Genomic DNA, 14,523 nt, shown 5'->3' with positions numbered 1-14,523 from the left:
TCATCAGAAACGGAGAAATCAAGAGAGCTATGAGACGATTCTTTATGCAGTTTGCCGCCGTTCTGCTGGCGGTGGTCCTGGCCCTTCCCACTGTCCTGGCGGCGGGGAGCGGCGGCGAGATGGTCCGGGTGGGCCTGGCCTATGGCAGCGGCGCCCTGGTGAACGCCAACCTGGAGAACAACACCGGCTACGGCTCGGGCTACCGCATGGGCTACTTTGACGACGGCCTGGATTTTGTGGAGCTGGCCCGGACGGACGAGGACGAGACCCAGATCACCATGGTCAAGACCCAGAACACCTGGGTGAACGGCACCTCCTACTCCACCTCCGACAACGGCGGGGAGGCCATCGGCTGCTACCATGTGCTGGTGGAGAGCGGCTACCGCTCCTATGAGCAGGCCGCCGCCGACGCCCAGGAGTACCGGGACGGTTTTGTGGCCTGGATCGACGGGGACTACCAGGTGCGCGCCGGCTCCTATACCAGCCGGCAGGAGGCGGAGGACGCCGCCCAGAGCCTGGGCGGCACGGTGGCAGGCACCAGCTCCTACGCCGTCAACGTCACCCGCACCGGAACCGCGGAGATCCTGTTCCAGTTTGACGGAGGGGACGCGCTGGCCCTGGGGGTGATGCCCGACGTCACCGGGGCAGACGCCGTGCGCACCTGGTTCAAGGGGTACCGGTACTGCGGCGGCTTCCGCTATGAGCGCATCGGCGGGGGCGACCTGACGGTGGTGAACATCGTGGACCTGGAGACCTACATCAAAGGGGTTGTCCCCTATGAGATGAGCAACAGCTGGCCTCTGGAGGCCCTGAAGGTTCAGGCGGTGTGCGCCCGCAGCTACGCCTACATCAACATCCACAGCGGCAAGCACACCTCCTACCACTTTGACGTGTGCAACACCACCGACTGCCAAGCCTACTACGGCGCGGGGACAAACAGCTCCTCCTACCAGGCCAACGAGCGCACCGACCAGGCGGTGGACGAGACGGCCGGGGAATACGCCTGGTACGACGGGCAGGTCATCGAGGCCTTCTACTCCTCCAGCCACGGGGGAGCCAGCGAGAGCGTGTACAACGTGTGGGGTTCCTCTTTGGAGCAGTACCCCTACCTGTGCGGCGTGGAGGACCCCTACGAGGCGGATATGGCCAGCCAAAACAGCTACTCCTCCTGGACGGTATCCTACACCAGCTCGGAGCTGGCCCAGCGGCTCCAGGCCCGGGGCTACAACGCCTCCAGCGGCATCGCGTCTCTGACCCTTACGTATTCCGATTTGGGGAACGTGATTCAAGTCCGGGTGACCTATGGCAATGGAGAGAGCAACGACTTAAAACCCACATCAATCCGCAGCGTATTTGGGGTCAGTTCCATCCGATTCACGGTCAACGGGCAGTCGGTCTCCTCGGGGGCCGGGACGTCCAGTTCCGGCGGTGGACTCACGGCCAACGGCTCCGCATCCCTGGATTCCCAGGGCACCTACACGGTGATCAGCGGCTCCGGTTCCCTGAGCCAGGCGGGCCTGGACGGACTGTACGCCATCTCCGGCTCGGGCAGCATCAACCCGGCGGAGGATACCGTCTCCTCCGGCGGCTCCGGCACGGACACCCCCACCGGCACCCAGGTAACGGTGAGCGGCAGCTCCTATATCTTCCAGGGCTCCGGCAACGGCCACCAGCTTGGCCTGAGCCAGTACGGGGCCCGCGCCATGGCGGAGCGTGGCTTCACCTATGAGGAGATCATCGAATTTTACTACCCCGGTACATACGTCCGGTAAATCTTATCCTTGATTTCCTGTTCCCGCTCCCCTGGGGGCGGGAACACAGCTTGCCGAAAGCCTTTTCGGCATTCTCCCATTCCGAGCCGGCCTTCCCGGAGCGGCGCGGTGCAAATTTTGGAACAGAAAGGCGAAGGACACTTGAAAACATCCGATTTTGATTTTTACCTCCCGGAGGAACTCATCGCCCAGCACCCCCTGGAGCGGCGGGACGCCTCCCGGCTGCTGGCCCTGGACAAGGAGACCGGGGCCGTCTCCCACCACCACTTTTACGACCTGCCCCAGTTCCTCCGTCCGGGAGACTGCCTGGTGCTGAACAACTCCCGGGTGCTCCCCGCCCGGCTCATCGGCCACCGGCTGCCTGGGGGCGGGGCCTGTGAGGTCCTCCTCCTCACCGACAAGGGGGATGGCCTGTGGGAGTGCCTGGTGCGCCCGGGGCGAAAGCTGAAGCCCGGGGCCCAGGTGGTCTTTGGGGACGGGAGCCGTCTCACCGCCACAGTGGAGGCGGAGGTGTCCGGGGGCAACCGGCTGGTTCGCTTCCACTATGAGGGCATTTTTTTGGAGGTGCTGGAGGAGCTGGGCAAGATGCCCCTGCCCCCTTACATTAAGGAGGAGCTCCAGGACAGCGAGCGGTATCAGACGGTCTACTCCAAGATCAACGGCTCCGCCGCCGCCCCCACCGCCGGCCTCCACTTCACCCCGGAGCTTTTAAAGCAGGTGGAGGACATGGGAGTGAAGCTGTGCTATGTCACCCTCCACGTGGGACTGGGCACCTTCCGGCCGGTGAAGGCGGAGGATATCTCGGAGCACGAGATGCACTCGGAGTACTGCATGATCTCCGCCGACGTGGCCCGGACCATCAATGAGACCCGGAAAAACGGCGGCCGGGTCATCTGCGTGGGTACCACCTCCTGCCGCACCATCGAGAGCTTCGCCGCGGAGGACGGGACGCTGAAGGAGTCGGCGGGGTGGACCAACATCTTCATCTACCCCGGCTACCGGTTCAAGGTGCTGGACGGCCTCATCACCAACTTCCATCTGCCCGAGTCCACCCTCATCATGCTGGTGTCCGCACTGGCGGGGCGGGAGCATGTGCTGGCCGCCTATGAGGAGGCGGTGCGGGAGCGGTACCGGTTCTTCAGCTTTGGAGACGCCATGATCATTCTGTGACCCGGCTCCCCCGGCGGACAGTGGTCCGCCGGGGGCGTTTATCCGACTTTTCCTTGCGCTTTGGGGCATTTCCTGGTATACTGTCCCTTACATGGAAAATCAGCGGGTGAGCACCTACCGTATGCAAGGCTATTGCATGCGGTTTTTTTCTGGAAGGAGGAGCGGCATGGCAGCGGCGGAAAACCGGGACAGCTTCGGGCGTCTGGCGTATATTCTGGTAAAGTTCAGTCTGCCCCTGATGCTCAGCGGAATTCTCCAGCAGCTCTACAACTGGGCGGACGCCTTTATCGTGGGCAATGTGGTGGGGGAGCTGGCCCTGGCGGCGGTGGGGTCCACCACCTCCATGGTCAACTTCTATGTGCTGGCCATCACCGGCTTTACTCTGGGACTGTCCATTCTGTTCGCCCAGAAATTCGGCGCCAGGGAGCTGGAGGACATCCGCCGGATTCTCTCCACCTTTCTCTGGGTGCTGGGCGGGATCTTTCTGATCCTGTCCGTCCTGGGCGTCTGCTTTGCAGAGGAACTTCTGCGTCTGCTCCACACCACCCGGGAGGCGCTCCCCCTGGCCGCGGACTACCTTGGCATTGTCCTGGCCGGCGTTCCCTTTCTGGCGGTCTACAACGTGTACTCAGCCGCCCTCCGGGGAATCGGAAACAGCCGGGCTCCCTTTTATGCCGTCCTCCTCTCCTCGGGGGTGAATGTGGCCCTGGACGTGCTGTTTGTGGCCGTCTGGGGCTGGGGCGTGGCCGGAGCGGCCATTGCCACTGTGATCGCTCAGGCGGCCATGACGGTGTTTCTGACCGGGTACGGCATCATAAAGTATCCCATTCTCCGCTTCCGGCCCGGCCGTCAGTCCTTTGACCGGACCATGCTGGCGTGGGGATGCCGCTTTGGCATTCCGCCCATGCTCCAGTCCAGCGTCAGCTCGGTGGGCAGCCTGATTTTGCAGAACTTTATGAACGGCTTCGGCACCCAGACGGTGGCGGCGGTGACCACCGCCTACCGGGTGGATTCCATCGTCATGGTGCCCATTCTCAACCTGGGCTCCGGCATCTCCACCCTGGTGGCCCAGAACTGCGGGGCCGGACAGAATCTGCGGGCCCGGAGCATCTTCCGGGTGGGCACGGCGGTGATGGCGGCGGTCTCCCTGCTGCTTACTGTGCTGGTGATCCCCACCGGTGGGGAGCTGATCGCCCTGTTTGGGGCCGGCCCGGAGGCCGTCTCCATCGGGGACGCCTTTTTCCGCCGGATCGCCTGTTTCTATGTGGTCTATGGACTGGCCAACGCGGTGCGCAGCTATCTGGAGGGGATGGGGGACGTGGTCTACTCCAGTCTGGCGGGGATGGCCTCCCTGGTCTGCCGGATCATTCTTTCCTATACCCTTGTGGTCTTCTTCGCCAATATGGTGATCGCCTGGGCGGAGGCTCTCTCCTGGGTGCTCCTCCTCCTGCTGTACGTGGTGCGGGCGGTCTGGAAGGAGCGCCAGTGGAAGGCGGAAAACCGGTTTCAAGCATAAAAATGCCGTTACTTCCCCCCCGCTGCGCGGTGGAAAAGTCCTCGCTGCGCTCGCTGAACGCCTTGCCAAGCAAGGCATTCAGGGCATTTGATCCCACTCGAGGCGGGCTGCCGCCCCCTCGAGCTCCCCCGCCAATACTCGGGCGGATTCGTCTAAACAGAGGTTTTTCGACAAACTGAAATGCGCCGCCTCCGGGCGGCGCATTTCTTCTATTTCCGGCGCGGCGGGATCAGCGCTCCATCTTCCAGTAATAGGCGCTGTATGGGGGCAGCTCGCTGCCGCCGCCGAAGTCGTGCTGTTCTCCGGTGATCAGGTCCCAGGCCAGGCCGCAGCCCGCGTCGAAGTGGGCCGTATAGGGCTCCCCGTCGGCGTTCACCGCCACCAGCACCCGCTCCCCCTCTGTCTTTCGCTCGAAGATGATCTGCCGGTTGGTGAGGAGCACGTTGCGGTAGCTGCCATTGCACAGGGCCGGGCTGTTCCGCCGGGCGGCGGCCAGCTTGGCGATCCAGCCGGTCAAGTCGTTCCACTCCGGCTGCTCCAGGGCGGGGCGCAGCTCGTCGTCGCTGCACGCCCCCTTCTCCCCTTTGATCCCCCACTCACTGCCGTAGTACAGGGCGGGGGTGCCCGGCATCCCCATCAAAATGGCGTAGGCCAAGGGGATATGCCTGGGCTCGGTGAGCTTGGAGGCCAGTCTCGTTACGTCGTGGTTGTCCGCGAAGGACAGCAGGTGAGCCCCCTTATAGAGGGTCCAGGGCTCCGGCCCGTACTGCCGGGCCAGGCTGTGGCCGATCTCAAACAGATTCCGGTCGTTGAAGCTGGACCACAGGCCCTTGAAGCAGTCGTAGTTGGTGACCGAGTGGCACTTGTCCGGCCCCATCCACTGGTTGTAGTCGCCCCCCAGGGCCTCGCCCAGGAGCACAAAATCGGGCTTCAGGGCGTCGGTGAAGGCCCGCAGCTGCCTGAGATAGCCGATGGGCAGGCAGTAGGCCACGTCCAGGCGCAGGCCGTCGATGCCGAACTGCTCCACCCAGCCGCGGATGGCCTGGAACTGGTGCTCCACCACCGCCGGGTTGTGGAGGTTCAGCTTCACCAGCTCGCTGTGCCCCTCCCAGCACTCGTACCAGAAGCCGTCGTTCCGGTCGGTGTTGCCGTTAAAGTCGATGTGGAACCAGTCCTTGTAGGGGCTGTCCCACTTCTTCTCCTGCACGTCCCGGAAGGCCCAGAAACCCCGGCCCACGTGGTTGAACACCCCGTCCAGCATGACCCGCAGCCCCGCGTCGTGGAAAGCCCGGCACACCTGGGCCAGGTCCTCGTTGGCGCCCAGCCGGGGGTCCAGCCGGTTGTAGTCCCGGGTGTCATAGCCGTGCTTGTCGCTGTCAAAGACCGGATTCAAGAGGACGGTGTCCGCCCCCAGCTTCCGGATATGCTCCGCCCAGGGCAGCAGGCGGCGGATGCGGGGCACGGTGACTCCGTCGTTGTACTCGGGCGCGCCGCACAGGCCCAGGGGATAAATTTGGTACAGGACCGCTTCGTCAAACCACATGGGAAGAAAACTCCTTTCGCTCCGCCGGTCTCTCCGGGGAAGTCCCTTTTATCATACCGCATTTTGGCCGGTTTCACAAGCCCAAAAGGGACCTTCCCGCCTCTTTCAACAGGGCCCCGGGCTCCGCCCCTGCCATCCGGTTTGGGGGCAGAATCCTATGGCCGGCAAACGGTCCGTCCCTCCCGCTGAAAACAGGAAAGGCTATGTGGGAGCGTGTCCTCCCCGCTCCCACATAGCCTTTTCATATTCTTTGGCCCGCCGGCGTCAGATTGCGGACACCACCGGCTCCGCCCACGGGCCGGAGGCCGCCGGAAACCGGTCAAGCCGGTTCAGTTGTCGTCCTGGAGCGCATCATAGTCCTGCTCGCCGGTGCGCACCTTGATGACATGGTCCACATTGGTCAGGAAGATCTTCCCATCCCCCGAGTTGCCGGTGCGCAGGCACTTCTGGGCGGCCGCCACCACCAGAGCCGGATTCACTTTGGAGACCACAATATCCACCTGTACATAGGGCAGCAGGTTCATGCTCATCTTGACGCCGCGGTACTGGCCCACCTTGCCCAGCTGCGTGCCGCAGCCCATCACGCTGGACACGGTCATACCGGTGACCCCGATGGCCGCCATCGTGTCCCGCAGCATGGCAAAGCGCTCCTCCTTACAGATGATGGACACCCGGGTCAGCTTGTGGGCGCCGGAGGCCGGAGCCGCCGCGGCCGCCGCCAGAGGAACCGGCTTGAGTCCCGTCACGTCCACAGGGCCGCTGTGCTCATTTCCGCTGCCGTAGCCCGGCGCGACCGGCAGGAAGTCGGCATAGGCCGAGGTCAGGCCATGCTCTGTGACGTCGAGGCCCATGATCTCCTCCTCCGCCGTAACCCGCAGGCCCACGGTCGCGTCGATGAACTTATATACCAGGAACATCACCGCCAGAGTGTAGCCTCCAATGGAGACCACCCCCAGACACTGGACGGCCAGATGGGTCACGCCGCCGCCGTAAAACAGGCCCTCGCTGGTGCTGAACAGCCCCTCGGCGATGGTGCCCCAGATCCCGTTGGCACAGTGGACCGCCACGGCGCCCACCGGATCGTCCACATGGAGCTTCTGATCAATGAATTCCACCGCGGCGACCACAAGGACGCCGGACACCGCGCCGATGGCGGCGGCCCCCACCACGTCCACCGAGGCACAGGGGGCGGTAATCCCCACCAGCCCGGCCAGAGAGGCGTTCAGGCACATGGACACGTCCGGCTTTCCGCTCCGAATCCAGGTAAATACCATGCAGGACACGGTGGCCACCGCGGGCGCGATGGTCGTGGTGCCCAGAATCTGGGCCATCTGCGTCACATCGGACGCCGCCGCACCGTTGAAGCCGTACCAGCAGAACCAGAGGATAAAGCAGCCCAGAGCGCCCAAGGTCAGCGAGTGGCCCGGAATGGCGTTGACCTGGATCTTCCCGTTCTTCTCCTTGCTGTACTTGCCCAGCCGGGGCCCCAGCATCCAGGCGCCCAGCAGAGCGGACAGGCCGCCCACCATATGAATGACCGAAGATCCGGCAAAGTCCACATATCCCAGTTGGACCAGCCAGCCCTGGCTGTTCCACACCCAGCCGGCTTCAATGGGGTAGACGATGGCGCTGATAAAGCCGGAATAGACACAGTATGCCAGAAATTTGGTGCGCTCCGCCATTGCGCCGGAGACGATGGTCGCCGCCGTGGCGCAGAACACCAGCTGGAAAAAGAAATTGGACCAGTCAAAGTCATAGAAGCTTGTAAACATCTGGTATTCCGGCATGCCGATCAGCCCGAAGAAATAGTTTTCACTGTTCATAATGCCGTAGCCCAGCAGGACAAACACCACCGTGCCGATGCAAAAGTCCATCAGGTTCTTCATAATGATGTTTCCCGCGTTTTTTGCCCGGGTGAAGCCAGTTTCCACCATTGCAAAGCCGCACTGCATGAAGAACACCAAAATTGCACCCACCAGGAACCACACTGACATATCCATTGCTCATGCACCCTCCCTACAAAAGTAGAAGGCGCGCATCCCGTCCAAAAACGGGACACGCGCCTTTGCGTGTTGAGGCTCTCAGTACCGGTACCGCGCGGTAAAAGCGGAAAAGCGCCGCGGTCATTGCTGACCGCAGCGCCTTTGCTTGTCTTGCAGTTTATCCCCACCGGCCCCCGTTGTCAAGGGGCCTTGGATAACTTTGGAAGGGCCTCCGAATTTTCATCCGGTAAAACCTGCTTTTTCCCCATATTTTCTATATTTTAAGCGAGAAATCCGCAGAATCACGCCCCTGTCCCTCCGCGGCCACAGCTCCGTCGGATGAGTCGTCTATAAAAATGCCGTTACTTTTGTGCCCCGCAGCGGCGTAAAAGTCTGCGCTTCGCTTGCCGGAATCCTTGCACAGCAAGCCTTCCGGGGCATTTGATCCCATTCGAGGCGGGCCGCTGCCCCCTCGAGCTCCCCCGCCCCGTCTCAGGCGGATTTGATTCTGCACAGGTTTTTCGAAAAACTGAAGCGGTGGGGCGCGCCCCACCGCTTCTTGATCTCAAATTCCGAGAGGACACCAGAGCGTCCGCTGGAATCCCCCGTTCTGTTACATCCCCTGGAGCTGCTCCTCCAGCTTGGCCACCAGGGCCCGCAGCTGGACGGCACGCTCCTGCTCGGCCTTGACCACGTGCTCGGGGGCCTTGTTCACAAAGCCCGGGTTCTGGAGCTTGGTCTCCAGCTTCTGGAGCTCGGCGGAGTTCTTCTTCAGCTCCTTCTCCATGCGGGCCTTCTCCTTCTCCAGGTCCACCAGCTCCGCCATGGGCATAGAGGCCTGGGCGGCGTGGGTGACCACGGTGACGGAGCCCGCCTCGGGGGCGGTGCCCACGGGGACGAAGTCCACCTCGCTGGCGTAGGCCAGCTTCTTCAGGAAGGCCTCGCCCAGGCGGAAGGTGTCCTCCTCGGCGGTGGCCACGGTGAGACGGGCCTTCTTGCTGGGGGGCACGTTCATCTCGGAGCGGCGGGTGCGCACGGCCCGGATCAGGTCCATGATGAGCTCCATGGCCTTCTCCTCCTCCGGGAAGTCCAGCGCCTCCCGGGCCACGGGCCAGCTCTGGAGCATCAGGAAGCCGCCCTCCGCCACCCCGTCCTCGTGGGGCAGGGCCTGCCAGATCTCCTCGGTGATGAAGGGCATGAAGGGGTGGAGCAGCTTGAGCATCTGGGTAAGCACATGGCACAGCACCTGCTGGGCCCGGACCTTGCTGTCCTCGTCCTCCCCCTGGAGCCTCGTCTTGGTCAGCTCGATATACCAGTCGCAGTAGTCGTCCCAGATGAAGTCGTAGATCTTCTGTGCGGCCACGCCCAGCTCATACCGGTCCATGTTCTCGGTGATCTCCCGGATGGCCCGGTTCAGCTTGGAGAGAATCCACTTGTCCTCCAGCTCCAGCTTCTCCGGCAGCTCGCACTTGTCGATGGTCAGGTTCATCATCAGGAAGCGGCTGGCGTTCCAGATCTTGTTGGCAAAGTTCCGCATGGCCTCGCACCGCTCGGTGTAGAAGCGCATGTCGTTGCCGGGGCTGTTGCCGGTGATCAGGTTGAAGCGCAGGGCGTCGGCGCCGTACTTCTCGGCGATCTCCAGGGGGTCGATGCCGTTGCCCAGGCTCTTGGACATCTTCCGGCCCTTGTCGTCCCGGACCAGGCCGTGGATGAACACGGTGTGGAAGGGGGGCTTCTTGGTCTGCTCGCAGGCGGAGAAGATCATCCGGGCCACCCAGAAGAAGATGATGTCATAGCCGGTGACCAGCACGTCGGTGGGATAGAAGTAGTCCAGGTCCTCGGTCTTCTCCGGCCAGCCCAGGGTGGAGAAGGGCCACAGGGCGGAGGAGAACCAGGTGTCCAGCACGTCGGGGTCCCGCTCGATGTTCTTGGAGTGGCAGGCCTCGCACTCGGTGGGGTCGGTGCGGCTGACGGTCATGTGGCCGCAGTCGGCGCAGTACCACACGGGGATCTGGTGGCCCCACCACAGCTGGCGGGAGATGCACCAGTCGTGGACGTTCTCCATCCAGTTGAGATAGGTCTTGGCGAAGCGGTCGGGGACGAATTTGACCTCCCCGTCCTCCACCACCTTGATAGCGGCCTCGGCCAGGGGCTTCATCTTCACGAACCACTGGGCGGAGATGATGGGCTCCACGTCGTTGTGGCAGCGGTAGCAGGTGCCCACGTTGTGCTGGTGGGGCTCCACCTTCACCAGATAGCCCTGCTCCTCCAGATCGGCCACGATGGCCTTACGGGCCTCGTACCGGTCCATGCCGGAGTACTTGCCGTAGCCCTCCACCACCTTGCCGTTGTCGTCCAGGACGCGGATGGTCTCCAGGTTGTGGCGCAGGCCCACCTCAAAGTCGTTGGGATCGTGGGCGGGGGTCATCTTCACGCAGCCGGTGCCGAACTCCATGTCCACATAGTCGTCGGCCACAATGGGCATCTCCCGGCCCACCAGGGGCAGGATGCACTTCTTGCCCACGATGTCCTTGTACCGCTCGTCGTCGGGGTGGACGGCCACGCCGGTGTCGCCCAGCATGGTCTCCGGCCGGGTGGTGGCCACGATCACATAGCGGCCCTCCTCCCCCGCGATGGGGTAGCGGATGTGCCAGAAGCTGCCGGGTTTGTCCTGGTACTCCACCTCGGCGTCTGACAGGGCGGTGACGCAGTGGGGACACCAGTTGATGATGCGGCTGCCCTTGTAGATGAGGCCCTTCTCATACAGCTCGCAGAAGGTCTCCCGCACCGCCTTGGAGCAGCCCTCGTCCATGGTGAACCGGGCCCGGTCCCAGTCGCAGGAGGCGCCCAGCTTCTTCTGCTGCTGGACGATGCGGCCGCCGTACTGGCGCTTCCAGTCCCACACCCGCTCCAGGAACTTCTCCCGGCCCAGGTCGTAGCGGGTCAGCCCCTCCTTGGTGCGCAGCTCCTCCTCCACCTTGATCTGGGTGGCGATGCCCGCGTGGTCGGTGCCGGGCACCCACAGCGCGGCGTAGCCCTGCATCCGCTTGAAGCGGATGAGGATGTCCTGGAGGGTGGAGTCCATGGCGTGGCCCATGTGCAGCTGCCCGGTCACGTTGGGGGGCGGCATGACGATGGTGAAGGGCTTTCTCGACCGGTCCCGATGGCCTTTGAAGCAGCCGTTCTTCTCCCAGGTCTCATAGATGCGGGACTCCACCTCCTGGGGCTCATAGACCTTTGGCAGTTCTTTTCTCATTGCGGATTCTCCTTCTTCTGATTTGATTCAACGCGCTCGATAACCTTCCAATGGGAGTCGAGGACCACGATGGGCAGCCGGCAGTGCTCCGTCAGCCACAGGCGCAGTTCCTCCATGGTTCCCCCCTTCAGATTTTCCTTGCTCAGCACCAGGGTGTCCCCCTGCCGCGTGACGCAGTAGACGTTCTTCTCAGTCTCCACCAGCCGGACGCAGCTGGAGTAGGGGTAGTGGAAGTCGCCCCTTCCGTTGGAGGCCCACAGGCTCTCCTTCTCCAGCACATAGTCGGTGAACCGCACCGCCTTCTCCATCTGCCGGTAGGTCTTGCGGGCCGCGATGTGGTAGGCCATGGCCCCCCAGCCCAGCATTGCCAGGCCCAGCAGGCCGAAGATCGCTCCCACCGCCAGCTGCCCGCTTGCCAGCACGCTGCCGGCCCCGATGCCCAGGCACAGCACCCCTATGCCCAGATAGAACGCCTGGGTCTTGCGGATGCAGTTGGGCACCAGGACCCGGTCCACCACATGCTGCATCTCCTCCACCAGCGAAATATCCATCTGGGTATGGGTCCTCAGTTTTGGCTTCTGCGCCACACAGATTCCTCCCCCTGCAATAAAAATGCCCTGAGCCGCTTTGGCTCAGGGCGAACGTAAGCATGTCCGTGGTACCACCTGAATTTTCCCCTGTGGGGGAACGCTCAAGCCCGGTAACGGCGGGGGCCGCCGCCCCCTACTGCGTCAAGTTCAGGGGCGGAGCTTCGAGGCCACCTTCTCCCGCCCGGCGGGGAGACTTGCACCACCCGTCTCCTCTCTTCACCGCCCGCGGCCGGATACTCCTCCTCGGCAACGCTTTTCTGGTATTTCAGATATGAATTATATGGGATTTCCCGGCGGTTGTCAAGGAGTTTTCGCTCTCCTCCGTCTGGGACCGGGCGCTCAGGAACGCTCCGGGCCGCCGCCCACCGCCGTGATGACCGGCTTTCCCTCCCGGTCCAGCAGGGGCGTCAGCCCCCCTCCGTTTCCACTCCAATAATACAGGTAATTGACCCCCGTCTGGGTGTCCACCAGGATCTCGGCCACATTGACCAGGCCCTGGCTGTAAACCTTCTGAAACCGGTCCTTGTCCATTTCAGCTTTTTCCTCTCCAAGCACTCTACTTACTGGGCCGCCTGAGGTTTCTCCAGAGGAATCTCCTCCGCGTCGCCCCACAGGCGCTCCAGATCATAGAACTTCCGGGCCTCGTCCATGAAGATGTGGACCACCACCGCGGAGAAGTCCATCAGCAGCCAGGTGCCGCCCCGGTGGCCCTCGATGTGGTGGACCCGCTCCCCGTTCTTCTCCATGGCCTCCTCACAGGCGTCGGACATGGCCTTGATCTGGGTGGTGGAGGTGGCGGTACAGATGACAAAGTAGTCGGCCAGGGTGGTGAGGCCCTCGGTCTTCAGGACCTTGATCTCCTCCCCCTTTTTGCCGTCCAAGGTGTTGGCCAACAGCATGGCGCTTTCATATGATGTCACAGGCAGTTCTCCTTTCTCTTTTGTGTTCCAGCCTGGTATTGCGTATTTTTATGCCGCCGGCTCCGCCCCGGTGGGGTTGAGCCAGCTGGGCAGGTCGGCCACTGTCAGGCCGCTTTCAGACTCCGGCGCCTGGGCGGCTGCGCCGCCCTGAATGTCCTGGGAGGGGGGAACAGCCTCCCCGCCCCCTGTGCTGGAGCTGCTCCCGCCGCCGCTCTGAGAGCCGGAGGGGTCGGCGGTATCCTGGGAGCCGCCCGAGCTGCCGCCGGGGTCCGTCTGCCCTCCGCCCTGGCTTTCGCCGGGGGCGGTGGTCCCGCCGGAACCGGAGGGATCGGCGGGCTGAGAGCCGTCCGGATTTTCTCCGGTCCCGCCGCTGGAGTCGCCGGTCTGGGAGCCGTCGGGATTTTCACCGGTTCCGCCGGGATCGGTGACCTCGCCGGAGCCGCTGGGATCGGTGGTCTGGGAGCCGTCGGGGTTCTCCACCGGCTCCTCGGTGGCCGGCACATCCGGCGTCTGACTGCTGGAGCTTCCGCTGCTCCCGCCGGAGGAGCTGGACGAACCGCTGCTTCTGGGCCGGGACAGGGAGGAGTCCAGCAGGGTGCCGCTGGTCACCCCATAGCTGCCGTCGCTGCTGCGGTAGAGCACCGACAGGTCGCTGGCCTGGATTTCGTCCTGGTAGGGATTGAAGCCGTCGTTGAGGATCTCCAGCAGCTCGTCCACATCCGGCAGGATCATGGACACGCCGGGATAATTCGCGTTGGTCCAGGGCATGGTGACAAAGGTCACATCGTTCTCCGCGTCCATCCCCACTGCCAGCTGGGCAAAGGCCAGCAGATTGCCGATGGACAGATCCGTGCTCACCCGCTCCAGGAAGATCTGCGCCAGGCTGGGGGCCTTCAGCAGGATCTCCGGCTTCAGGCACTCGGCCGCCACCGCCTTCAGAAATGCCTGCTGGGTCTGCACCCGCCCCAGGTCCCCGTTGGGGTACTGCACCGAGTAGTCGTTGTTGTGCCGCCAGCGGATCAGCCCCATGGCGTCCTCGCCGCTGAGGGTCTGCTGGCCGGCCTTCAGGCGGATGTGCAGGTCCTGGGCCGGGTCGTCGTAGTCCATGTCAAAGGGCACGTCGAAGTCCACGCCGCCGATGGCGTCCACCAGCTCGCCCACGGCCTCCCACTGGACCACCACATAGAAATCGGGAATGATGCCGGTGAGCTTGCCCACCTCCCGCTTCAGGGCGGTGATCCCCTTCTCCATCTGGGTGTCGGGGTCGCTGCCCTTGTTATAGTTGTACACCGCGTTGAGCCGGTGTCCCGCGCCGGAGTGGCTGCTGTTGATCATGGTGTCCCGGGGCAGGCTCATGCCGTGGACCTCCTTGTTCACACTGTCGAAGGTCACAAGGAGCATGGTGTCGGTATTGCCGCCGCCGCCCGTGTCCTGGCCCACCAGGAGGAAGGTGTACACCCCGTCCTTCCGACCGCTCTTGGCCACATTGGGCAGCTCGGCCCCGTCGAAGGTCATGTCCCCCTCCTCCGTCGTCACCGTCCCGGAGGGGAGATTGGGAACGGTGGGCAGGGTGATCCAGGCCCGGGCCGCCAGGCAGACGGCAATGGCCAGGACGGCCACCACCACCAAAAACTGAAACAGGCGGTACCGGATCTTCTGTCCCCGGTCCAGGCCGGACACCCAGGCCCGGTGCTGTCTCCACCAGCCGGCCAGCCCTCCCGAGGGCTTCCGGCGGGTTCTGTTTGTCTTACTCTCTCTTTTTCCGCTCATAAGG

General features: G+C 63.6%; 10 protein-coding genes and 1 other annotated feature. Of the genes, 3 read left to right on the top strand and 7 right to left on the bottom strand.

The features are described 5' to 3' along the window. Window positions 1-29 precede the first annotated feature (29 nt). From B5F19_RS03115 to B5F19_RS03105, 3 genes are all read left to right on the top strand, one after another. Window positions 30-1,772 (top strand): SpoIID/LytB domain-containing protein, encoded by a 1,743-nt coding sequence (locus tag B5F19_RS03115; protein WP_087287887.1) that lies wholly within the window; start codon window positions 30-32, stop codon window positions 1,770-1,772. Between the two features lie 141 nt (window positions 1,773-1,913). Continuing rightward, the gene (gene queA / locus B5F19_RS03110; RefSeq protein ID WP_087287885.1) at window positions 1,914-2,942 is read left to right on the top strand and encodes a tRNA preQ1(34) S-adenosylmethionine ribosyltransferase-isomerase QueA; all 1,029 of its coding nucleotides are present in this window, start codon (window positions 1,914-1,916) and stop codon (window positions 2,940-2,942) included. Between the two features lie 166 nt (window positions 2,943-3,108). Next, window positions 3,109-4,458, top strand: a complete 1,350-nt coding sequence (locus tag B5F19_RS03105) for an MATE family efflux transporter (protein ID WP_087287883.1) — start codon at window positions 3,109-3,111, stop codon at window positions 4,456-4,458. A gap of 229 nt (window positions 4,459-4,687) precedes the next feature. On the opposite strand, the gene B5F19_RS03100 is transcribed toward B5F19_RS03105, so the two are convergent. The 7 genes from B5F19_RS03100 to B5F19_RS03070 all read right to left on the bottom strand — a co-directional run bounded on the left by B5F19_RS03100 (window position 4,688) and on the right by B5F19_RS03070 (window position 14,519). Further along, window positions 4,688-6,001, bottom strand: a complete 1,314-nt coding sequence (locus B5F19_RS03100) for an alpha-amylase family glycosyl hydrolase (protein ID WP_087287882.1) — start codon at window positions 5,999-6,001, stop codon at window positions 4,688-4,690. Between the two features lie 329 nt (window positions 6,002-6,330). After that, the gene (locus tag B5F19_RS03095; protein ID WP_087287879.1) at window positions 6,331-8,001 is read right to left on the bottom strand and encodes an ammonium transporter; all 1,671 of its coding nucleotides are present in this window, start codon (window positions 7,999-8,001) and stop codon (window positions 6,331-6,333) included. A gap of 595 nt (window positions 8,002-8,596) precedes the next feature. After that, entirely contained in the window at window positions 8,597-11,239 is a 2,643-nt protein-coding gene (locus B5F19_RS03090) for a valine--tRNA ligase (RefSeq protein ID WP_087287878.1), read from the bottom strand. After that, window positions 11,236-11,826: a YcxB family protein gene (locus tag B5F19_RS03085; protein ID WP_087287875.1), complete on the bottom strand. Its 591-nt coding sequence runs from the start codon at window positions 11,824-11,826 to the stop codon at window positions 11,236-11,238. Before B5F19_RS03085 ends, B5F19_RS03090 begins: the two co-directional genes overlap by 4 nt. Before the next feature lie 43 nt (window positions 11,827-11,869). Beyond that, window positions 11,870-12,088: a binding site (T-box leader), on the bottom strand. A gap of 80 nt (window positions 12,089-12,168) precedes the next feature. Next, window positions 12,169-12,360 carry a DUF6440 family protein gene (locus B5F19_RS03080; protein WP_087287872.1) on the bottom strand — a complete coding sequence of 64 codons (192 nt, stop codon included), beginning with the start codon at window positions 12,358-12,360 and terminating at the stop codon, window positions 12,169-12,171. Window positions 12,361-12,389: 29 nt separating this feature from the next. Further along, on the bottom strand, window positions 12,390-12,755 hold the full coding sequence (rsfS, locus tag B5F19_RS03075; protein ID WP_242972682.1) for a ribosome silencing factor: 366 nt from the start codon (window positions 12,753-12,755) through the stop codon (window positions 12,390-12,392). A 42-nt stretch (window positions 12,756-12,797) separates the two neighbouring features. Next, a complete protein-coding gene (locus tag B5F19_RS03070; RefSeq protein WP_087287864.1) occupies window positions 12,798-14,519 on the bottom strand; it encodes an LCP family protein in 1,722 nt (573 codons plus the stop codon). Window positions 14,520-14,523: the final 4 nt, after the last annotated feature.

It is taken from the genome of Pseudoflavonifractor sp. An184 (assembly GCF_002160305.1).
Lineage (GTDB): Bacteria > Bacillota > Clostridia > Oscillospirales > Oscillospiraceae > Lawsonibacter > Lawsonibacter pullicola.
The sequence above is the reverse complement of the archived record's forward strand: the minus strand, read 5'-3'. Positions and strand labels throughout refer to the sequence as shown.